This is a genomic window from Halomicrobium sp. HArcht1-1 (assembly GCF_058933285.1).
Window position 1 is genome coordinate 2,803,187 of the sequence record NZ_JBZYDL010000001.1, and the last position, 18,842, is coordinate 2,822,028.

20 protein-coding genes are annotated in these 18,842 nt (G+C 65.6%); 6 read left to right on the plus strand and 14 right to left on the minus strand.

Annotation, left to right across the window (positions count from 1 at the left end; translation table 11 throughout):
• Positions 1-310 precede the first annotated feature (310 nt).
• From AC5FRZ_RS14625 to AC5FRZ_RS14650, 6 genes are all read right to left on the minus strand, one after another.
• Positions 311-1,201 (minus strand): glycerophosphodiester phosphodiesterase, encoded by an 891-nt coding sequence (locus tag AC5FRZ_RS14625; protein WP_493564950.1) that lies wholly within the window; start codon positions 1,199-1,201, stop codon positions 311-313.
• 4 nt (positions 1,202-1,205) lie between these two features.
• Positions 1,206-2,345: an ABC transporter ATP-binding protein gene (locus AC5FRZ_RS14630; RefSeq protein ID WP_170092612.1), complete on the minus strand. Its 1,140-nt coding sequence runs from the start codon at positions 2,343-2,345 to the stop codon at positions 1,206-1,208.
• 5 nt (positions 2,346-2,350) lie between these two features.
• Positions 2,351-3,226, minus strand: a complete 876-nt coding sequence (locus AC5FRZ_RS14635) for a carbohydrate ABC transporter permease (RefSeq protein ID WP_170092613.1) — start codon at positions 3,224-3,226, stop codon at positions 2,351-2,353.
• 5 nt (positions 3,227-3,231) lie between these two features.
• Entirely contained in the window at positions 3,232-4,125 is an 894-nt protein-coding gene (locus AC5FRZ_RS14640) for a carbohydrate ABC transporter permease (RefSeq protein ID WP_493564951.1), read from the minus strand.
• Between the two features lie 29 nt (positions 4,126-4,154).
• Positions 4,155-5,570, minus strand: a complete 1,416-nt coding sequence (locus tag AC5FRZ_RS14645) for an ABC transporter substrate-binding protein (protein WP_493564952.1) — start codon at positions 5,568-5,570, stop codon at positions 4,155-4,157.
• Between the two features lie 372 nt (positions 5,571-5,942).
• Positions 5,943-7,256, minus strand: a complete 1,314-nt coding sequence (locus AC5FRZ_RS14650) for an MgtC/SapB family protein (protein ID WP_206039094.1) — start codon at positions 7,254-7,256, stop codon at positions 5,943-5,945.
• A 528-nt stretch (positions 7,257-7,784) separates the two neighbouring features.
• Here AC5FRZ_RS14650 and AC5FRZ_RS14655 point away from each other — a divergent pair.
• The 3 genes from AC5FRZ_RS14655 (at position 7,785) to AC5FRZ_RS14665 (ending at position 10,917) form a co-directional block, all read left to right on the plus strand.
• Positions 7,785-9,026: an AAA family ATPase gene (locus AC5FRZ_RS14655; RefSeq protein WP_493564953.1), complete on the plus strand. Its 1,242-nt coding sequence runs from the start codon at positions 7,785-7,787 to the stop codon at positions 9,024-9,026.
• A gap of 24 nt (positions 9,027-9,050) precedes the next feature.
• Positions 9,051-9,461, plus strand: a complete 411-nt coding sequence (locus tag AC5FRZ_RS14660) for an EamA family transporter (protein WP_170092616.1) — start codon at positions 9,051-9,053, stop codon at positions 9,459-9,461.
• Positions 9,462-10,029: 568 nt separating this feature from the next.
• Entirely contained in the window at positions 10,030-10,917 is an 888-nt protein-coding gene (locus tag AC5FRZ_RS14665) for a redoxin domain-containing protein (protein ID WP_493564954.1), read from the plus strand.
• 9 nt (positions 10,918-10,926) lie between these two features.
• On the opposite strand, the gene AC5FRZ_RS14670 is transcribed toward AC5FRZ_RS14665, so the two are convergent.
• Positions 10,927-11,739 (minus strand): MOSC domain-containing protein, encoded by an 813-nt coding sequence (locus AC5FRZ_RS14670; protein WP_493564955.1) that lies wholly within the window; start codon positions 11,737-11,739, stop codon positions 10,927-10,929.
• 86 nt (positions 11,740-11,825) lie between these two features.
• On the opposite strand from AC5FRZ_RS14670, the gene AC5FRZ_RS14675 reads away from it, so the two are divergent.
• Positions 11,826-12,599 carry a hypothetical protein gene (locus tag AC5FRZ_RS14675; RefSeq protein WP_493564956.1) on the plus strand — a complete coding sequence of 258 codons (774 nt, stop codon included), beginning with the start codon at positions 11,826-11,828 and terminating at the stop codon, positions 12,597-12,599.
• 76 nt (positions 12,600-12,675) lie between these two features.
• On the opposite strand, the gene AC5FRZ_RS14680 is transcribed toward AC5FRZ_RS14675, so the two are convergent.
• Positions 12,676-13,917 carry an RNA-guided endonuclease InsQ/TnpB family protein gene (locus AC5FRZ_RS14680; protein ID WP_493564957.1) on the minus strand — a complete coding sequence of 414 codons (1,242 nt, stop codon included), beginning with the start codon at positions 13,915-13,917 and terminating at the stop codon, positions 12,676-12,678.
• Positions 13,918-14,125: 208 nt separating this feature from the next.
• Positions 14,126-14,320: a cold-shock protein gene (locus AC5FRZ_RS14685; protein ID WP_153554479.1), complete on the minus strand. Its 195-nt coding sequence runs from the start codon at positions 14,318-14,320 to the stop codon at positions 14,126-14,128.
• Positions 14,321-14,526: 206 nt separating this feature from the next.
• Between AC5FRZ_RS14685 and AC5FRZ_RS14690 the strand changes: the two genes are divergently transcribed.
• Positions 14,527-14,724 carry a DUF8024 family protein gene (locus AC5FRZ_RS14690; protein ID WP_153554480.1) on the plus strand — a complete coding sequence of 66 codons (198 nt, stop codon included), beginning with the start codon at positions 14,527-14,529 and terminating at the stop codon, positions 14,722-14,724.
• Here AC5FRZ_RS14690 and AC5FRZ_RS14695 read toward each other — a convergent pair.
• The 5 genes from AC5FRZ_RS14695 to AC5FRZ_RS14715 all read right to left on the minus strand — a co-directional run bounded on the left by AC5FRZ_RS14695 (position 14,681) and on the right by AC5FRZ_RS14715 (position 18,375).
• Positions 14,681-15,661, minus strand: a complete 981-nt coding sequence (locus AC5FRZ_RS14695) for a 5,10-methylenetetrahydromethanopterin reductase (protein ID WP_208627224.1) — start codon at positions 15,659-15,661, stop codon at positions 14,681-14,683. The two genes, AC5FRZ_RS14690 and AC5FRZ_RS14695, sit on opposite strands and share 44 nt — an antisense overlap.
• Before the next feature lie 2 nt (positions 15,662-15,663).
• Complete coding sequence (locus AC5FRZ_RS14700; RefSeq protein WP_153554482.1) at positions 15,664-16,416, minus strand: coenzyme F420-0:L-glutamate ligase; 753 nt, start codon at positions 16,414-16,416, stop codon at positions 15,664-15,666.
• Between the two features lie 90 nt (positions 16,417-16,506).
• Entirely contained in the window at positions 16,507-16,749 is a 243-nt protein-coding gene (locus tag AC5FRZ_RS14705; protein ID WP_170092360.1) for a hypothetical protein, read from the minus strand.
• A gap of 163 nt (positions 16,750-16,912) precedes the next feature.
• Entirely contained in the window at positions 16,913-17,803 is an 891-nt protein-coding gene (locus tag AC5FRZ_RS14710) for an ArsR/SmtB family transcription factor (protein WP_240936918.1), read from the minus strand.
• 83 nt (positions 17,804-17,886) lie between these two features.
• Positions 17,887-18,375, minus strand: a complete 489-nt coding sequence (locus AC5FRZ_RS14715; RefSeq protein ID WP_493564958.1) for a metallophosphoesterase family protein — start codon at positions 18,373-18,375, stop codon at positions 17,887-17,889.
• Positions 18,376-18,481: 106 nt separating this feature from the next.
• On the opposite strand from AC5FRZ_RS14715, the gene AC5FRZ_RS14720 reads away from it, so the two are divergent.
• Positions 18,482-18,787, plus strand: coding sequence for a DUF7471 family protein (locus AC5FRZ_RS14720; RefSeq protein ID WP_170092622.1), 306 nt, complete (start codon positions 18,482-18,484; stop codon positions 18,785-18,787).
• The last annotated feature ends 55 nt before the right edge of the window (positions 18,788-18,842 follow it).

Here is an 18,842-nt window from a genome sequence, read left to right on the forward strand (position 1 = left end):
TCCAGCATTGCACGGCACGATCGTCGAAGCCCCAGAGATCGGGCACCGTCTCGGCGCGGCTCGCGATCGATCGGCCGCGGGCTCTCGACGCAACCGGCGGGGCAACTGTCGACAGAACGGGACTCTCACGACGTTTTGTTCGATCTTCCCGAACAGCGCTCGACGACTCGACGCCGGTTTCGGACGGTGCAGGGCGTTGTAGAACAGGGACGGCAGACGGTTCGCGGTCGTAGTTCGGACGGTGAGCGACCGTGCGGGGTTCGCGACTCGGGCCGGGGCGTCGTCGTGGCCGTTCAGCCGACCGTCTCGATCACTCCGTCAGGAGGTCCCACCGATCGACGAACAGTCCGTCGACGCCCGCGTCGACGAGTCGTCTGGCGGTCTCCGAGTCGTCGACGGTCCACGTGTTCACCTCGAACCCCTCGGCGTGTGCCCGCTCGACGAAGTCGGTGTCGAGAGCGAGGTCGACGCCGGGGTTGACTGCCACGCAGTCCATCTCGTCGGCGAAAGAGAGGCTCCGTTCCGGCGCGTCGCTGACGAGGAAGGCGAGTGCCGCGTCGTCGTCGCGCTCGCGAATCTCCCGGAGCGCGTCCGGCGAGAACGACGAGAAGAGAACCTCGTTGTCGCACTCGTCGGCGGCGGCAACGACCTCCTCGGCCATGCCGTCGTGCTTGAGCTCGATGTTGACTGCCGTGTCCGACGGGACCGCCGACAGGAACGCCGAGAGTCGCGGGATAGTCTCCTCGGAGTCGAGGATCGTGAGCTCGCGCAGCTTCGCCCAGTCGGTCGTCGCGACCGATCCCGTCGCGTCGGTCAGCCGGTCGAGTTCGTCGTCGTGGAACACGACGAGTTCCCCGGAGCCACACCGCTGTACGTCGAACTCGATCATGTCGATGTGTGGCGCGGACTGCTCGACGGCGAGGATCGTGTTCTCTGGGTACTGGTCGGCACAGCCGCGGTGACCGATGAGCCGAACGTCGTCCTCCCGAGTGCTCGAACCCGTCTCGGTTCCGGGACCCGAGCCCCCGGTACAGCCCGCGAGGAACGTGGCGAGACCTCCGAGCCCCGACTGGACGAGTCCACGCCGTCCCACCGGGAGCGAGAGCGGGCGAGTCGGACTCGCGCCGTCGTGCCAGGCTGCGGTGAGAGAGGCTGCCGGCGCGTCCGCACACGCGACACCGTTCGCGAATGGCTGCCACATCGTGTTACTCCGTGACCACCGCTTCGGACTTCGTCGCTTCGGGAGCCGTCGAGTGATACAGCGCGTCGCCCGACCGGGCGTCGAAGAGGTGGAGACGATCCGGATCGAATCCGACCTCGATCGTCTCGCCCGGCTGGATCTCGCTGCGTGGCTCGACTTTGACGTGGATCTCGTCGTCGCCGAGCTGGCAGTGCAGCAACAGCAACTCGCCGAGCGGTTCCCTGACCGTGGTCTCGACCGTGAACGTCTCGGCATCGTCGGGCAGGTTCGAGGCCAGCGAGATGTCCTCCGGTCGAACGCCCATCGACACCGAGGAGTCGCTCGCGGCGTCGAGCCCCTCGCCGTCGGGGAGCGGGATGGTGAAGCCGGCGTGGTCGGCGACGTAGTGTCCGTTGCGCTCGTGGACGTCCACGGGGAACACGTTCATCGCCGGCTCGCCGATGAACTCCGCGACGAACCGGTTGGCCGGGAAGTCGTACAGCTCCTGGGGTGGCGCGACCTGCTGTAGTTCGCCCGCGTCGAGGACGGCGACGCGGTCGCCGAGCGTCATCGCCTCGGTCTGGTCGTGGGTGACGTAGACCGTCGAGGAGTCGAGTTCCTCGTGGAGCCTGAGCAGTTCGGCGCGCATCTGGACCCGGAGCTTGGCGTCGAGGTTCGAGAGGGGCTCGTCGAGCAGGAACACCTCCGGCTCGCGGACGATCGCGCGGCCGATGGCGACGCGCTGGCGCTCCCCACCGGAGAGCTCCTTTGGCTTGCGGTCGAGGAGGTCGGCGATGTCGAGTGTCTCGGCGGCCTCCTCGACGCGCTGGTCGATCTCCTCGGTGGAGAAGTCGCTGACCGACTTCATGCCGAACTTCATGTTCTCGGCGGCGGTCATGTGGGGGTACAGCGCGTAGTTCTGGAACATCATCGCGATGTCCCGGTCTTTCGGGGGCACGTCGTTGACGACCTCGTCGTCGATCCGCAGGGTCCCGGCCGTGATGTCTTCGAGCCCCGCGATCATCCGCAGCGTCGTCGACTTGCCACACCCCGACGGACCGACCAGGACGAGGAACTCCCCGTCCTGTGCTTCCAGATCGATACCCTTGACTGCGAGTACGTCGTCGTACTGTTTCTCGAGATCTGTGAGTTGTATCCTTGCCATAGTAATCACTTCCGTTGGACAGCGAACGTCTGCAGGAGCGGTCGGTGAAGCACGATCAAGACGACCAGCGGCGGCAGCAGGGCGATGCAGGCACCTGCCATGATCAGGCCCCAGGGCGTCAGTCCGGCCTGTGCCGAACCCTGGAGGTAGCTGATCCCGACCTGAACCACCTGCGAACTCTTGTCGTTGACCGCGACGAGCGGCCAGAGGAACTGGTTCCACGAGTAGATGTAGGTGATGACACAGACGCCCGCGATCATCCCCTTCGACATCGGGATCAGGACCTTGAACAGGAATTTGGCCGGTCCGATCCCGGTCATCCGGGCCGTCTCGACCAGCGAACTCGGGATCGACATGAAGTGCTGGCGGAACAGGAACACGGCGGTCGCGCTGGCGATGTACGGTCCCGTCAGTGCGAGCATCGTGTTCGTCCACCCCAGGTCCGCCATCAACTGGAACAGCGGGACGATACGGACCGGCACCGGCAACAGCAGCGTCAGGAGGATGAACATGAACACCGCACGCTCGTAGGGGAGTTCGTAGTAGACCAGCGCCAGCGCCGCCAGCAGCGAGATACCGACCTTGCCGACGACGATGATGATGCTCATCACGAACGAGTTGAGCAGGTACGTGGTGAACTGGTACTCCGAGAGGACCGTCTGGTAGTTCGACAGTCCCTGACTCCCCAGGCCGAGGTTCGTCACCTCGTACACCTCGGAGGTCGTCTGCGTGCTCATGATGATCGCGAGCAAGAGCGGGGCCGCCATCGCGACGATCGAGAGGATGATCCCGACGTGCATCGCCAGGTTGTCGGGCAGTCGCTGGCTGATCGTCCGTGATTCGTCGACGGGCGTTGAGTCTGTTTCCGTTGTAGTTGCCATCGTAGTCACGCTCCGTACTGTGCGTGGCCCTCGGTGGCCCTGAGCTGGATGTACATCAGGATCGCCACGAGGACGAACAGGATAACGGACTCGGCAGACGCCAGCCCGTAGTTACTGAACTCGAACGCGTCACGGTACAGCTTGAAGATCAGCAGGTTCGTCGCCCCGCTGGGGCCACCGCTGGTCATCAGATCGACCAGCGGGAACGTCGAGAAGAACGAGTAGATCGTGTTCATCACGACGAGGAAGATCAGCGTCGGCGAGATCAGCGGCACGTACACCTTGTACAGCATCTTGAGCCGGCCGACCCCGTCGAGCTGAGCGCTCTCGGTCAGCGTCTCCGGGATGTTGTTGAGCGCGGCGACCATGAAGATGATGTTGTACCCCAACTGCTTCCAGATGGCGACGATCGCCAGCACAGCAAAGGCCTGTGGCCCGCTGTTGAACCAGTCCAGCGTCCAGGGAGTCAACAGTTCGAGGTAGTGGGTGAAGATCCCGAGGTTCGGGTGGAGCAGGAAGTTCAGCAGGATCGCCGCCACTGCGGGCGGGAGCGCGTACGGCCAGATCGCCGCGACGAGGTACGACGACGAGCCGAGGTCGACGTCGAACAGCATGTAGCTGATCAACAGCGACAACACCAGCGTCCCGATCACGACGACGCCCGCGAACAGGACAGAGACCACGAAGCTGTTCCGGTAGGTCGACGACGTGGCCAGTTCCACGAAGTTGTTGATGCCCGTCCACCTGAGATCCTGTCCGAGGAACGCCGACTCGAACAGGCTCAGCCGAAACGTCTCCAGTGACGGGTAGTACAGGAACGCGACGAGCACGACGACCGTCGGCAGTAGCAGCGCCGCTGCCTGGAGCTTGGAATCGAATGGTTTCGTCTGTTCTGCCATAGTTGAGCAATAAAAGTTCGCGCTCGCGGTTACTCCTCTCCGCTGTAGTTGCCGGAGTAGCTCGACAGGGTCTCCTGGACTTGGGTGTCCATCTTCGAGAGTCCCTCCTCGACGCCGACGTTCCCGTTGAGGATGCTGACCGAGATCTCCGTGTTGATACTACGCGCTTCCGGGAAGACGCCCATCACCGCACCACGCGTCGCGGGCGAGTCCTTGGTGTCCTGCAACTGATCGAAGGCCGTACGGAAGTCGGGGTTCTCCTCGAACCAGCCGTCGCTCTCGAGTTGGTCGACGGCACTCTGGCTCACCGGGAAGTACCCGCTGTTGCGGTGCCAGCGAGCCTGCTGTTTGGGCTGGACCATGTAGGCGATGAACTTGCCGGCGGCCTCTTTCTTCTCGTCGGCGAGGGCGTCGGGCACCCACAGCGAGCCGCCGCCGATGACGACGCCGTTGTTGGCACCGTCCGGTGCGGGCAGGTACGCCGATCCGAGTTCGAAGCCGTTCTCCTCTGCACCGGCCTTCATCGAGACCATGTTCGACGTGGAGTCCCACAGCATCGGGACCTGGCCCGTGAGGAACGCCTGTCGTGCCTCGGACCACGCCTCGATGCCCGGATTCAGGTACAGGTCGTCGTCGGCCATGCCCTTCCACCACTCGTAGACGTTGCGACCGGCCTCGCTGTTGTAGTAGGTCTTGTCGGCACGGCCGGCACGACCGTTCTCCTTGTTGAGCAGCACCTGGTCTTGCTTCGCGAACTGCTGTTCGATCTGCATCCAGGAGTGGTTCGGCCAGGAGATGCCGGCCTCCATGTCGGTCTGGTCGACGATCGTCTCTGCGGCGCTGCGCACGCCGGAGAGGCTCCGTGGCGGATCCTCCGGATCCAGCCCCGCCTCCTCGAACGCCGTCTTGTTGTACAGCATGATCGTGTTCGAGGAGTTGAACGGCATCGAATTGAGTTCGCCGTCGATGCGGTAGTAGCTCGACACCGACGGGAGGAGATCGTCGAAGTCGACCGCACCGTCGGGGATGACCTGCTCGATCGGCGTGAAGGCCCCGCTGTCGAGACACAGCTGTGTCCCAACCTCGAAGATCTGGGCGATGCCCGGCGGGTCGCCGGCGCGCGAGGCCTGCAGGGACTGGTTGAGGTTCTGGCGGTAGCCGTCTTTGCTAACCGCGTTGACCGTCACGCCGTCGTTCTGTTCGGAGAACTCCTGAGCGAACTGGCTCAGCGTCTCGCCGAGTTCGTCGCCGTGGATGTGCCAGAAGTCGAACGTCAGGTCGCTGCTCCCGCCGCTGTCGCCGGTGGAAGCGCCGTCGCTGCCGCCGTCGCCGCCGTCACCGCCGTCGCTACCACCGTCGCCGCCGTCTCCGGAACAGCCCGCGAGTCCGACAATTGTTGCTGCACCGATTCCTCTAACGTAGTCTCTGCGAGTCGGTTTCTTCATCTCCACCCCCAGAGTTGTAGTAATAGAATATAATTCTTTGGTAGGTTTATCATTCATGTTCGATCGTTTAGGTCCCAATTACCCCGCTGGCTACCAGTTATCGGGCCAGTGGCGGGGAGTCCCATCGACGATGCCGCCGGGCCGAACCGGGACAGAGAGCATTTGTTCGTTGTCACGAACCGATCACGTCCGTGGACTCGGGCGACTCGATGCGACGGCGAACGCCGACGATGCTGTCATCACCCGAGAGTGGTCGGGATGGTCGTAAATGGATTTATAATAGGAGTCCCCAATCTGCGTGGCGATTCCGTCGGGGAACGAACCGATACGTTCGGTTATTGTCGGGTATAGATCGTCCAGAGGGGCGGACCGCTACAGGAACAGGATCACGATGCCGCCGAAGACGACCCCGACGGCGATGAGGACGACGTTCCAGATCATCACCGGCCGAACCAGGTCCCAGTCGATCGTCGCAGCGAAGACGACTTTCACCAGGATGCTCGCCAGCGTCCCAGCGATGACGCCCGCGACCGCGAGGTCGCTGCTGATCTGGTCGGTCGCGACGAGCGTCACTGCCGTGGCCGTCGCGGTGCCACTGGAGATCAGGCCGGCGAGGAACGAAGTGGTGAGGAATCCGTTCGCGCCGAAGGTGGCCTCGGCCCCCGCAGACACCACGAGCACGGCCAGGAACAGGCCACCGAACACCAGCGCGTTCCGCAGGCTGAAGGGTGAGGTGAGCTGGGCCTCGAAGTCCTGGTCCAGGTCGCTGACGAACAGCGACAGCCCGATACCGGTGACGGTGATCGCACCGAGGGGAACGCCGACGATGATCGCCGACTCGGGCATGAACGGGACGACGACGAGTGCGTTGCGAAACGCCATCGCGGCGTTGCTGATGAGGATCGCGCCGACGGCGAGGTTGCGCAGCGAGGGCTGCTGTTTCGCTCGCTGGGCCATCTCGGCGATCACCGCGGTCGAGTTGACGAGGCCGCCGAAAAAGCCCGTCGCGATGAACCCCCGACCCCGGTAGCGCTTGACCAGCACGTAGTTGACCAGCCCGATCCCGCTGACCGCGATGACGAGCAGCCAGACCGTTCTGGGTTCGATGGCGTTCCACGGACCAAAGGCCTCGTCTGGCAACAGGGGGTAGACGACGAACGCGAGGATCGCGAACTCGGTGGCGCTCTGCATCTCCTCTTTGGACAGGCCCCACGCGAACTCGTGGAGCTCTCGCTTGAGCACGAGCAACAGCGACGAGAGAACGGCGATCGTCACGCTTTCGATGAGAAATCCCTGGGTGACGAGGATCCCCACGCCGTAGGCGACGAACATCGAGGCCGACGTGGTCAACGAGAGACTGGCTTCAGACGCGGAGCTGAGGAGGCTCTGGACGGCCAGCAGGACGCTCATCGTGATCACGAGCAACGCGCCGGCCACGAGCAAGAGCGGTTCGCCGGTGATCGAGAGGATCGCGCCAAGAAGCGTCAGGAGCGCGAACGTCCGGATCCCGGCGTTCTTCTCAGACCACTCGCGTTCGAGCCCGAGGAACATCCCCAGCAGAACCGCGAGGCCCAACTGGACGACTTCGGGGCTGATCTGTTCGAAGGCGAAGCTCTGGCCGTCGAGTCCGCCGATCTGCAGGACGGACAGCACGGCTCCGGCGGCGTCTGTCAGTGGTTCCAACATGGTCCCTCTCCGCGATCACTCCGGCTTGGAGACGCCCGATCGTCGTTCGACCGTTCGATCCAGAGTGGCGTGTCGGCTTCCGAACGTCGCAAAGAACGCCGTCGGAGCCCCCGGTTTCGGGGGGACCCCGGCAGTAAAGCTGCTCGGCGGCGGTATTTTTGACTCATACACTGCCGCTATCAGTATGGATATATATTAACCTTTGTCTATGTTTGTCTCGGGAGACCAATATACCAGTCACCCGACGCACACGTCCGCCCCGATCGGCAGATCGCCGCCACCCGACCGACGGAGACGGTCGCGACGGCGGTGAGCGACGGCAGCGGGCGGACAGCGAGCCGCGACAGAGACCGAACTACGCATGACAGACCACACGAGACGACAGACAGACGCAAGCAGGGCACAGCCGACGGCTCCGCCCCGGCATCACAGCCGTCGTGGACAGCGCAGAGAGCCACAGCGGTCGCCACCGCGGCCCGCGTCGTCCCGGAGCGACGGCGACTGGCCGCCAAAGCGTGGCAACGACCGATGAACTTCGAAGACCGCATCCAGCGGCGGTATCGCAGTCGGGTGGGGACCGAGCGCGTCGTCGACCGGGCGGTGCTGTCGCCGACGACCCACCTGGCGGAGCCGACCGGCCGTGGCCCACTGCTGGAGCTCGTCCTCGACCAGCTCGACCCGATCTTCGCCGGTGAGCTCCCCCAGGACACGTACGTGTGGGGAGAGCGGGGGACGGGCAAGTCCGCCATCCTGGCGGCGCTGGTTCACCACCTCGACAGACACCCGCGCCCGCTGGGCCAGCTGATTCGGACGACCGCAGGGACCCACTCGCCACCGGTCCCCGAACTCGTCTACGTCGATGCCCACCGGACCACGAGCGGGTTCGAGTTCTACGCGACAGTGCTCGACCGCCTCACAGACGAGCCGGCACCACAGCGGGGCGTCGGCATCGAGGCGGTCCGAGACGAACTCGACGCGGTGCTGGCGGAGCGACCGGTCGTCCCGATCGTCGATCACCTCACGGCGTCCAGACACGTGACCCCGGAGCGAGTGGCGACGCTGTTCGACCGGTTGGCCGCAGATGTCGGCTGGGTCGGTGTCGGTCGGTCGCCGCCAGCGGCCCTCGACTGGACGCCGCCGACCACGATCGAGTTCGCGCCGTACGAGACGAGCACGCTGGTCGACGTTCTCATGACCCGCGCCGACGACGCACTCGGCCAGCACGCGCTGGGCCACGAGCACGCCCAGCGTCTCGCCGAGTGGGCCGACGGCGACGCGAACGACGCGCTCGCGGCGCTGTTCGTCGCCGCCGACGCCGCCCTGCGCGCAGAGAGCGAGCAGATCGAGGACGCACACGTCACCACCGGCATCGCGGACGTTCCCACTCAAGCGGTCTCGCTCACGCGCGTGTTCGCGCTGTCGGCGGACTGCCAGTCGGTCCTGCGAGAACTCGTCGCGCTCGACCCCGACCGCCATCCGACCGTCGACGCGGCGGCGGCAGCGATCACCGACCGGGACCCGATCGACCTCTCGACGAGGACGGTACGACGATTCCTCCGAGAGCTGGCGACGGACGGCGTGCTCGAACGGACGCGCAGCTCGGGCGGAAACCGTGGAACTCCCCCCGAGCTACTCGAACCACGCTTCTCTCCGATCCTGTTCAAGCGGCTGTACGACCACACGCGATCGCCCGACGAGACGACGGGAGCGCCCCAGTCAGACGGGCCGATCACCGCGACAGCACCGTCCCGAACAGAGAGTGAGCGTTAAGTAACGGGATTACAACATCCGAGTATGTCTCTCGATTCGACCGGCTACGCCGCTGTCGCGATGGTCTCGTGGGGCCTGTGGGCGGTGTTCGTCGAGCTCGCGATGTCGCGGTCGAGCCACCGTCCGGTCCTGTTGCTCTCGTATGGCTTCGCCGCCGTCCTCGTCGTCGGCTACTCGGCGACGACCGGAGCGGGGTTCGACGTCTCGGCGTCGGTGGTGGCGTTGAGCCTCGCTGGCGGCCTGTTTGCCGGCGGTGGAACGCTCGCGTACTATCTCGCGCTGGAGCACGGCGGGGTGGGAACGGCGACGACGATCACCGCGCTCTACTTCGTCGTCGCGGCCATCATCGGCGTGACGCTGCTCGACGAACCGCTGTCGGCCTCGAAGGTGGTGGGCATCGGCCTGGCGGTCGCGAGCGTGGTCCTGATCTCCTGATACTACCGGCTGTCACTCTGTGAACGATTTCGCCACCCCGGGGTGGCGAAGCTCGTCGCGAAGTGACAGCCGGCAGTATGAGACGGCGTCTCGTCGTCGTTTTGCTGGTCGGCCGAACGCCGTCGTGTGGTCGCTCCGTGACAGCCGATAGTACTCCAGACGAGCCAAATTGTGGCATATATCACAGTCGAGCGCGCGATTCCACACACTCGACCGGGAAGCCGGCCGCGATGCCGCAGCGACAGACAGAGTGTAGCGAAGAGAGAGTGCCTGAATGTCTACCAGCGTCGTTCGGAGTGGGAGCCCTCGATATAGCCATTATCCCCCCCAAATTCGACCACACAGACCAGATTTTGTTCGTATAACGGTGCCAGTACAGACACACCCCTCCAAATATGCGTGTGTTCTCTCGGGCCGTCCAGAACCGCGAGCGCCCTCGATGGCAGCGTGGCGACGCTAAACAGCGAATGTGGTCACTGTGTCCTGATGAACTGGTGTAAATGCGAGCGCGGCCGGAAGAAAAACATTCGTAGAATTTAACCTGTTGCCGCGAATTAGGTGAAACGATATGGGTGGTCAACAGTTCGTAACGGAGTTCTCGCTGCCGGGGGTCGTCGACGGTGGGATCGAACGGGTGAACGTCGGCTCGTGGATCGGCGATTCGATCGTCGTCCTCGTGTTCTATCCCTCCGACTTCGGACCGCGGTCCGGGCAGAGCGCCGCGCTGTTGCGCGCGGTCGAGGAGCTAACGGGTGAGGTCGACGCCAGAGCCGTCGGGATCGCGCCCGACTCGGTGTACAGCCACCGGCGGTTCGCCGCCGAGGCAGACGTGGACGTGCCCCTGGCCAGCGACGCCGACGGATCGGTCACAGAGGCCTACGGGGTGGCCTCGACCGGCGAGGCCGGCCAGGTCGTCGCCGAGCGGTCGCTGTTCGTCGTCGACTATCGCGGTGTCGTCGTCCACGAGTGGGAGGCCTCGGACACCGGCGCGATGCCGGAGTTCGAGCGACTGCGGACGCAACTGCGCTCGATCACGCCCGACGGGTCCGCACAGGGGTGCTATCGCACCGGCTACGCCCGGTACCGCGAGGGGCGGCGCTACCTCTCTAGCGGGCTCGAACACTGCGAGGCTGGCGACTGGGGGCTCGCCGCCTCCGCGTTCGACGGGGCCAGCGAAGAGTTCGGGGACGCGACCAACCGCTTCACCAAGGGGCAGGGACTGGCCGACGGTGACGACATCCACGAGTACAACAGCCGGGGGCGGGTCGTCGCCACGAAGTACTGGGAGGCCGCCGAGTGGCTGGCCGGTTTCGCCACCGCCGCGAGCAAGGGCAACGTCGAGAGCCGCGAAGAGAACCGCGAGGCTGCCGAGCAGGCCCTACAGGAGGTCCGAGACGTGACGCTCCCCGAACCGGACGCGGCGTCGAAGACCGCCACCGGGAAACACCACGCGTAGTCGCCCCCGCTACTCGACGATCGACACCTCGTCGCCGACGCGGAGCCGTCCGCCCCGGTCGCGTTCGGGGACCCGCGAGAGCACCATGAGCGTGTAGTAGTGATCGAAGGCGTCGGGGTCCGCCCAGTCGGGGAACGTCGCCTCGCGGCGTTCGACGAATCGCTCGCGGAACTCGGGGGTCGGCTCGCCCGTCTCGGGGTCGCGCTCCGGGACGACACAGCGGCCACACGGCGTCACGCCCTCGAACCGGACGCCGTCTGCCGGCCCCGAATCCGTCTCCGTGTCGCCGGTCTCGCGACTGCCGACCGCGAACTCGGGCGCATCCGCGCCGACGAAGCGGTCCTCCCAGAAGGGCGGGACGCCGCTGATCTCGACGTTGGCCCGGAGCCGGCGGCGAGCGCCCTCGACGGTCACGTCGTCGAACCACGAGGCGACCGTCCGCAGCGTCGCCGTCGAGACGATCGAGGGACCCATGTCGCGTCGGTCGACGTACCCCAGTTCCCGGTCTCGTTCGAGCGTGAACTCGGCGTCGAAGACGGACGAGAACCACCGGCTGGCGCGTTCTGGCTCCTCGTCGAGCGCGAACCGCTCGCGCTCCCCGTCGAGTTCGACCGCGAGTTCGGTACGCGCTACGTCGAACTCCGTCTCGACGTCGTGGATCCGGGCGGTCCGCTTGCCGTTGAGCACGTCGCCCGCCTCGTCGAACAGCGCGAACTCCCGGTCGTGTCTGAGAGTGCCCCCCGGCGTCACGGTCGCCTCCTTTCGGGTGACACCGTCGAGTCCCTTCACCGGATAGACGGTGAGACGCTGGATCTGTGCCATGAGTGTGTGGTCGGCGACGATCCTCTTGTACGCTTTGTCCCGGCGTGGCAGTCAGCTTTTTCTGACACTCCACACATCACCCGGCCATGGCACAGACGACAGCCGACACGCCCGAGTGGGGGATCGGTGGACTCGCGACACAGGCAAACACCGCGTTCGCGGCGGGCGCGGTCGTCGTCCCGCTGGCGGCGCTGGCGGCCGCGCTGGCGAGCAACGACGTGCGGGCGTTGACCTACGTCCACGTGATGGCCGGCGTCCTCTGGACGGGCATCGACATGTTCATGGGTGCGGTGTTGGGTCCGGTCGTCGGCAGTCTCGACCCGAAACAGCGGGCGGACTTCTTCGGGCGGTTCACCCCGAAGATGACGTTTCTGATGCCGGCGCTGGCGGTCGTGACGATCATTGGTGGGATCGTGCTGGCCCTGCAGGTCACGGCCTTCGCCTACGCCGACCAGTGGCTCGCGGTGTTTACCGCCGTCAACACGGTGCCGATCGTCCTCCTGTTGGCCTATCAGTTCGACGCACTCGGCGACTGGCGGGCCCTCGCCGTCCTCGGGGTCGCGGTCGTCGGTTCGGGTGCGTACCTCGCGACGACGCTGCCGGGAACGTCGCTGGTCGCGATGGTCACGACGACCTCGCCGTGGCTGCTCGCGGCGCTTGGCATCGTCACGATCCTCGGGCTCCAGGGCTTCGGGGTCATTCTACCCGGCGAGATCCGGATTTACCGACAGATCGCGTCCGAGGAGCCCGACACCGAACTCATCGGCGAGATCGGCATGCGAAACGCGAAGCTCGGCGGCGTCCAGGGCGTGTTGCAGCTCTCGATCGTCTTCGTGATGGTCGGGCTGCGATATCTGTAAACTACCCCACCCTACTCCCTCGGCGCATACGCACCTCGGTCCTTGAGGGTGGGGCTTTGATGTGGACTCCCGGCAATCAGTCGCCAGCAATAGGCCGGTGACTCTCGCCGTTCAACGTCCCACCATTCACACGCACGTCTACTGGTGCGTCTCCGCTCCCCGACTTGGGCGAGGACCGGAGTCTATGTGTTCGTTTTCGAGCATACCGTAGCCCGATATTCTTCGCGCCGTTGTAGTCCGCGTTCACCTCGTAGCCGCATTTCTGGCACTCGAAGTGTTCGCCGTGGCGGTTATCGTCGTGCGTGAACCCACAGTCCGTCCGAGAACAGCGTTGGGACGTGTGGTTCGGCTCGACTTGCTCCACGGAGACGCCCTGTTCGGGAGCTTTGTAATCGACGTACTCGGAAAGGCGTCGGAACGCCCAGATGTGGTGCCACTTCGCCTGCGGAAGCCGCTTGCGGATGTCCGTTAGATCTTCGAACACGATCACGTCGCATCCGTTCTCGACGGCTTCCGAAACGATCTCGTTTGCGACGATGTGGATGTACTGTTTCCGCCAGGCTTCCTCGCGCTTGCCGAGGCGAAGCAGGGCATTGTGCGCGGCTTGCGTGCCGCGCTGTTGCATCTCACCACGCCGCTTCTCGAACTCGCGGCACCAGTGGTCGTAGTCGTCACCTTGCCAGAACGTGCCGGTCGAAGACACCGCGAGACTGTTGACGCCGAGGTCGATACCGAGGACCGTTTGGTGCTCAGTATCTTCCGAAACCTCGTCGTCGCTGTCAATCCGCCGCGTCGAGATGTTGAGGTAGAACTCGTCGGTTGCCGTGTCGTACCGAAGCGTACTTTCGCGGAACTCGTGGTCCTCTGAGAGTACGTACCGCTCGTAGGGCGTCGGACTGTCCGCCGGGAGAACAAACGAGGGTTCGACCCTCCCTTCGACAGTTGCTAGCGACACCTTGTTGCGGTAGAAGGTCGCGCTCCGCGTGTCGTAGTCCAGCGTTTCAGCGGTGAACGTGGGGCAAGAGACGCGCTGTCCCTTCTTCCAGCGTTCGACACACGCTTTGACGGCTTCGACGGCGCGTTTGATGGCGGCTTGAACGAGTTGTGCCTGTAGGTCCGTCTCCTCTCGAAGTTCGGAGTAGAGCGCGTCTCGAACCTGCCGTTTGTTGGTCTTGCACTCGGTGTAGGAGGTGCTGGACCAGCAGTAGTCTGCGGTTCGATTTGCGCAGTCCAGATATTGGTCAGCGGTTCGGTGGAGTGCGTCGCGTTGCTCGTCGGAAACAGCGAGTTTCACGACGGCGGTTCGACGCACAGCCATACTTCAGAGAAGTGGCGACGGTAGTTATACGTTCGGGAGTCAGTCGGTCGTAGTATGCCGGTTGTGTCGTGCCAAGTCGGTTTCCTCTCCGGCCTACTCGCTCCCTCCGCTACGCTTCGGTCGCTCCTTGAGGCCGGAGGCTCCACCTTGAATTACGCTGATCGGCGTGAGTCCGTAAAAATCGGTGTCGCTACAGAACGGCGGCCGCTCAGTTGCGGACGACGTTGGTCGCGCGGGGGCCTTTGTCGGCCTGTTCGATGTCGAATTCGACGTCAGTACCTTCTTCGAGGTCAGGGCCGCCCACGTCTTCCATGTGGAAGAAAACGTCGTCGTCCGCGTCCTCAGTCTCGATGAATCCGTAGCCGCCTGTGTCGTTGAAGAAATCAACCGTACCGTTTGCCATTACGAATAGAGAGAGGGGCGGGGGAGGGATAACGCTTCCGAGAGTCGTGGTACCACGACCGTCGGAGTGCGAGATCGACGAGTCGCTTCCCAGACGCGTCCAGAAGCGACCGTCCCGCGAGCTGACCGTAGCCCAACGTGCGTACAGAGAGACGATACAGACCGCGAGCCGGCAGTGTAAAGTACATCCCGACGAAACGGCGGCGTATGCAAGCGACAGTCGGCGAACTCGTCTCCAACCTCCTGACTCACTTCACGAACGATCCGCTCGCACTGCTGATGGCGCTGGCCGGCGCGGCGTTCGTCGGCGGCGCGTCGCTGTTTTTCGGCTACCTGACACTCGGCGCGGTGGCAGATTTCATCACGCCAGACGTGTCGAACGAGCCGCCGAGCCGAGCAAACTGATGGCCGTCTCCAGCTCCGGACCCAGCGGGGACGCGAAGACGACGCTGTCGGCGTAGTCGAGCAAGGCGTCGGTTCGCTCGGCCACCGTCTCGGGCGTGCCCGCGATGCAGAACGCGTCGATCATCGCTTCGCTGACGGCGTCGCCGGCCGCCCGGAACTCGCCGGCCGCGATCGCGTCGCCGACTTCTCGTGCTCGCTCGGCGTCGAGCCCGTGGCGTTCGAACACCGGTGGCGGGGAGCCGGCGGCGATGAAGGCGACGGGGATCCGCGCGGCCTCCCGAGCGGCGGAGCCGTCCTCGGCGACGGAGACGCTGGCGTAGGCCGCCAGGTCGAACTCGCCGCGCGTGTCGGGCCGGTCAGCCGCTCCCTTGGCCACTTGCTCGCTGGCCCATTCGAGGTCGCGGGGGTGTGCGCCGTTGTACAGCGCGCCGTCGGCGTGCTTGGCCGCCATCCGGGTCATGTGTGGTCCCTGGGCACCGACGTACACCGGGATCTCGCCCACGTCGTAGTTCAGGCCGGCGTCGTGGGCCTGGAAGGTCCCGTCGTGGTCGACGCGCTCGCCGTCCCACAGTCGCTGTGCCACCTTGAACGTCTCCAGGACCCGACGGAGCGGCCGGTCGTGGTCGAAACCGAGGTTCGACAGCGTCGCCTCGTCGCCGGGACCGACGCCGAACAGCGCCCGGCCGCCGCTCACCTCAGAGAGCGTCGCGACCCGCGAGGCGAGCGTCACCGGGTGGGTCTCGTAGGGGTTCGCGATGCCGGGACCGACCAGGAGTTCGTCGGTCGCCTGGGCCATCGAGGACAGCGCCACGAACTGGTCGCGGTTGTTGTAGTGGTGACTGGCGAGGACGGCGTCGAAGCCCTCCTGTTCGGCCTCGACGGCGAGTTCGGTCAACGTCTCGACTGGCTGTTCGGGGGTGAGTTCGATTGCGTACATAGCTAGTAGTTCCACTCTCTGAGCGCCTGGCGTACGAAGTCGGTCTCGGGGTCGCGAAACAGTTCGTCGCTGCCGGCGTGCTCGCCGAAGGTGAACTCACGGACGACGGCGACCGGCGTCCCGCCCGCGCCTTCGCCGGTGACGAGGTTGGCGGCCCCGGCGAGTTCGTCGACAACTGACTGGACGGTGACGCCCAGTTCCCGGCCGTCGCGGTCGTGTTCGCCCCGCCAGTCTCGGGAGGCGGGGATGCCGGCCCAGCCGAGTGCCACGCCGCGCTGGCCGTGGCGAAACGGCCGGCCCGAGGTGTCGGTGACGACGACGGCCGGGTCCGCTTCGAGCCCGGCACGGAGCCGTTCGGCGCTGGCAGTCGGGTCTTCCGGCAGGAGCAACAGGTCAGCGTCGGGGACGTTCGAGCGGTCGATGCCGGCGTTGACCGTCGTGTGGCCGAACCGCGTCACGGCCAGCAGGAACGGCGCTTCGAGGACGAGCTCCTCGCTCTCTTCGAGGACGGCCTGGGCGAAGCGTGGATCCTTCTGCTCGTCGGTCTCGTCGGCGATTCGCTCGGCGATGTCGCGTGCCCGGTCGCTCGCCGGGAACGCTGTCAGGTCTGCCTGCCGGCCCTCGGCCTTCGAGACGACCGTGCTGGCGACACAGACCACGTCGTCGTCACCGATATCCGTGTTGGCGTCGATCAGCGCTGCCAGGTCGTCACCGGGCCGGATCTCGGGCAGCCCGTCGACCGCGAAGACCTCCATACACTGTCTGTGTGGGGAACCGGAAAAAGCACCGCGATAGGGGACGACTCTGCCAACGTCGGCAATCGTTGCCGCTGTCAGATCGAAGCGCTACCTGGTCGTGCCGGAGACGAACCTCGTCCGGCGACGCGGGCTCGTCGCGGGCCGGCGTGGACGGGCGGCCCTGGCGAGGAGCGCGACGATCAGGACTACCAGTGTGAGGGCGATGCCGGTCAGCGGGGCCGTCGCGATCGCGAGGAGAGCGGCCATGACGGCCAGATAACCGAGGAGACCGGCAGGTGTCAGTGACTGTCCGGGATCGGGGCGTCGTTCGTGGGGTGAGTGAGACTCCATTGTATCTAGACGGAGGGGCCACACCGACATAATAGTAACCAGAATGATATTTCTGTAACGGCGATTACTGAAAATCTCTACACTGACACGTGTCCACAGAGGTCAGTCGACGCGGAGCTCGTCGTTGTGGACCGATGAGTGCCGTCCCGGACGTGGCCCGCAGTCAGCCGTCCCGCTCGACGGCGACCACGTCGAGTGTCCCGTCGACGACGAGGGTGAGCGTCGCGTCCCCGGCGGTGTACGTCATCGACGCGCGCACGGGGTCGCGCTCGCGGAACCGCGACTGCTCCCGTCCGACGGCGGTAAACGCCCAGAACGGGCGTTCGCGAACGTCGATCCCGTGCTCGTAGAAGAAGCCGCCGACGACGGGATGGTTCAACAGCGCGCCACCCAGATCCGACGTGATCTCGGAGCCACAGCGCCCACAGTCGTAGCGGGCCATCGGCAGTTCCTCGAACGTCGTCGGGAGGTCGTCGCGAGCGGCACGCGTCTCGGTGACCGGCACCACGGTCGCCGTGATCGGTCCCTCGCAGTGCCAGCAAAAGCCCTCGCCGACGTGTGCGAGTATCGTCCGGAAGTAACGGCTCGCGACCGCGGGGATCTCCGAGCGCTCGTGGTCGGCGAACACGCCCGGCGGGACGCCAGAGGTCGAGGTGCTCGGACAGTCCCCACACTCGATGCGGACGGTCTCGTCCTCGTAGTACAGCGTCCGCTCGCCGCCACAGGCCCGACAGGGCTCTGCGAGTGGGATCGGCTCGATCGACCCCTCCATGGTGTAGGCACCGACCTGGATCGCGCCGACGATCTGCTCGCCGGCCAGCGTCAGCGTGTAGCCGTCGTCGGTCTGTCTGACGAACCGGTCTCTGAGCTTGTCGAGGTGGTAGTTGAACTGTCCGGAGTCGGCCATCCCCACCTCCTCGCGCAGGTCCGAGAACGTCGCGGATCGGTCGTCCGCGTCCCACAGCGCGAGCAGAATGTCGACACGTGTTCCGTCAGAGAGCGCACCGAACACCGTTTCCGGGTCGGCGGTCTCGACCAGTCCGGGCTCGCTCATGTCCGGGAGATTGAGGGGCACTGCCATAGGCGTGGTGGGGCCAGTGGCCCGACACCGCCACGCGAGCGCCGTTCGAGAGAGTGTCAGCGTTCGTGCCGGCGGACGGTGACCTCACCGTCCGCCGCGGTGGCGGTCAGCATCGTCGCCCGGGTGGCCGGCGACGCCGCCGTCGCAGAGCCCGGATTCAACAGGCGAACGCCCCCGCGAGTCGTGTCTAACAGCTCGTGTGTGTGGCCCGAGATTCCCACGGCGTCGGTCCCGCCGTGTTCGCGGACGAGGCGAGCGACGCGGTCCTCGTACCCGCGTTTCGAGCCGGTGCCGTGCGTGACGACGAACGAGACGCCACCGAGTTCGACCGTCGCGACCTCCGGCAGCCCGACGGCCGGATCGGTGTTGCCACGGACGGCCGTCAGCGTGTCTGCGAGGTCCTGTACGTCGGCGACCGTGCTCTCGGCGTCGAAGTCGCCCGCGTGGACGACGTGGTCTGCCGCGCGTATTCGCTCGCGGAACGGGTCGGGAATCCGCCTGGCGCGGGACGGAATGTGCGTGTCGCTGACGATTGCGATCTCCATGCACGGGCTTGTCGGCGAGCGGCCGAAAAGCCAGTGGTCGCCGGCCCGACGCCAGACCGCGGTCGAAAACGATACACCGGCGACGTGCGAACGACCACCACGAGAGATGGTCTCTGCCGTCGGTCCGTGGCTCGACACCGGCGAGGCAGCGGTGCTGTTCGCCGCCCTCGCACTGGCGACACTGGGGACGATCGCGCTCTTTCTGGTGGCGTGTACAGCCGCCTGGCGGCGTCGAACGACGACGTACCTGCTGGTGACGGCCGCGATCGGACTGCTGGTGTTGCGGTCGCTCGTCGGCTTCGGGACGGCGCTGGGCGCGGTGGCAATGCCGGCCCACCACATCGTCGAACACACCTTCGACTTCCTCATCGCGCTGTTCGTGCTGGGGGCCGCCTACGCCGTCGGCGAGTGAGGCGCGTTGGCCGTCGCGGCCCACGGTCGCGTCCACCGTCGTCGTGGCTAGCGAG

What these genes read in the sequence shown, in the direction of transcription:
- AC5FRZ_RS14625 (WP_493564950.1), bottom strand. Translation starts at nt 1,201, where the DNA reads ATGTGGCAGCCATTCGCGAACGGTGTCGCGTGTGCGGACGCGCCGGCA.
- AC5FRZ_RS14630 (WP_170092612.1), bottom strand. Translation starts at nt 2,345, where the DNA reads ATGGCAAGGATACAACTCACAGATCTCGAGAAACAGTACGACGACGTA.
- AC5FRZ_RS14635 (WP_170092613.1), bottom strand. Translation starts at nt 3,226, where the DNA reads ATGGCAACTACAACGGAAACAGACTCAACGCCCGTCGACGAATCACGG.
- AC5FRZ_RS14640 (WP_493564951.1), bottom strand. Translation starts at nt 4,125, where the DNA reads ATGGCAGAACAGACGAAACCATTCGATTCCAAGCTCCAGGCAGCGGCG.
- AC5FRZ_RS14645 (WP_493564952.1), bottom strand. Translation starts at nt 5,570, where the DNA reads ATGAAGAAACCGACTCGCAGAGACTACGTTAGAGGAATCGGTGCAGCA.
- AC5FRZ_RS14650 (WP_206039094.1), bottom strand. Translation starts at nt 7,256, where the DNA reads ATGTTGGAACCACTGACAGACGCCGCCGGAGCCGTGCTGTCCGTCCTG.
- AC5FRZ_RS14655 (WP_493564953.1), top strand. Translation starts at nt 7,785, where the DNA reads ATGAACTTCGAAGACCGCATCCAGCGGCGGTATCGCAGTCGGGTGGGG.
- AC5FRZ_RS14660 (WP_170092616.1), top strand. Translation starts at nt 9,051, where the DNA reads ATGTCTCTCGATTCGACCGGCTACGCCGCTGTCGCGATGGTCTCGTGG.
- AC5FRZ_RS14665 (WP_493564954.1), top strand. Translation starts at nt 10,030, where the DNA reads ATGGGTGGTCAACAGTTCGTAACGGAGTTCTCGCTGCCGGGGGTCGTC.
- AC5FRZ_RS14670 (WP_493564955.1), bottom strand. Translation starts at nt 11,739, where the DNA reads ATGGCACAGATCCAGCGTCTCACCGTCTATCCGGTGAAGGGACTCGAC.
- AC5FRZ_RS14675 (WP_493564956.1), top strand. Translation starts at nt 11,826, where the DNA reads ATGGCACAGACGACAGCCGACACGCCCGAGTGGGGGATCGGTGGACTC.
- AC5FRZ_RS14680 (WP_493564957.1), bottom strand. Translation starts at nt 13,917, where the DNA reads ATGGCTGTGCGTCGAACCGCCGTCGTGAAACTCGCTGTTTCCGACGAG.
- AC5FRZ_RS14685 (WP_153554479.1), bottom strand. Translation starts at nt 14,320, where the DNA reads ATGGCAAACGGTACGGTTGATTTCTTCAACGACACAGGCGGCTACGGA.
- AC5FRZ_RS14690 (WP_153554480.1), top strand. Translation starts at nt 14,527, where the DNA reads ATGCAAGCGACAGTCGGCGAACTCGTCTCCAACCTCCTGACTCACTTC.
- AC5FRZ_RS14695 (WP_208627224.1), bottom strand. Translation starts at nt 15,661, where the DNA reads ATGTACGCAATCGAACTCACCCCCGAACAGCCAGTCGAGACGTTGACC.
- AC5FRZ_RS14700 (WP_153554482.1), bottom strand. Translation starts at nt 16,416, where the DNA reads ATGGAGGTCTTCGCGGTCGACGGGCTGCCCGAGATCCGGCCCGGTGAC.
- AC5FRZ_RS14705 (WP_170092360.1), bottom strand. Translation starts at nt 16,749, where the DNA reads ATGGAGTCTCACTCACCCCACGAACGACGCCCCGATCCCGGACAGTCA.
- AC5FRZ_RS14710 (WP_240936918.1), bottom strand. Translation starts at nt 17,803, where the DNA reads ATGAGCGAGCCCGGACTGGTCGAGACCGCCGACCCGGAAACGGTGTTC.
- AC5FRZ_RS14715 (WP_493564958.1), bottom strand. Translation starts at nt 18,375, where the DNA reads ATGGAGATCGCAATCGTCAGCGACACGCACATTCCGTCCCGCGCCAGG.
- AC5FRZ_RS14720 (WP_170092622.1), top strand. Translation starts at nt 18,482, where the DNA reads ATGGTCTCTGCCGTCGGTCCGTGGCTCGACACCGGCGAGGCAGCGGTG.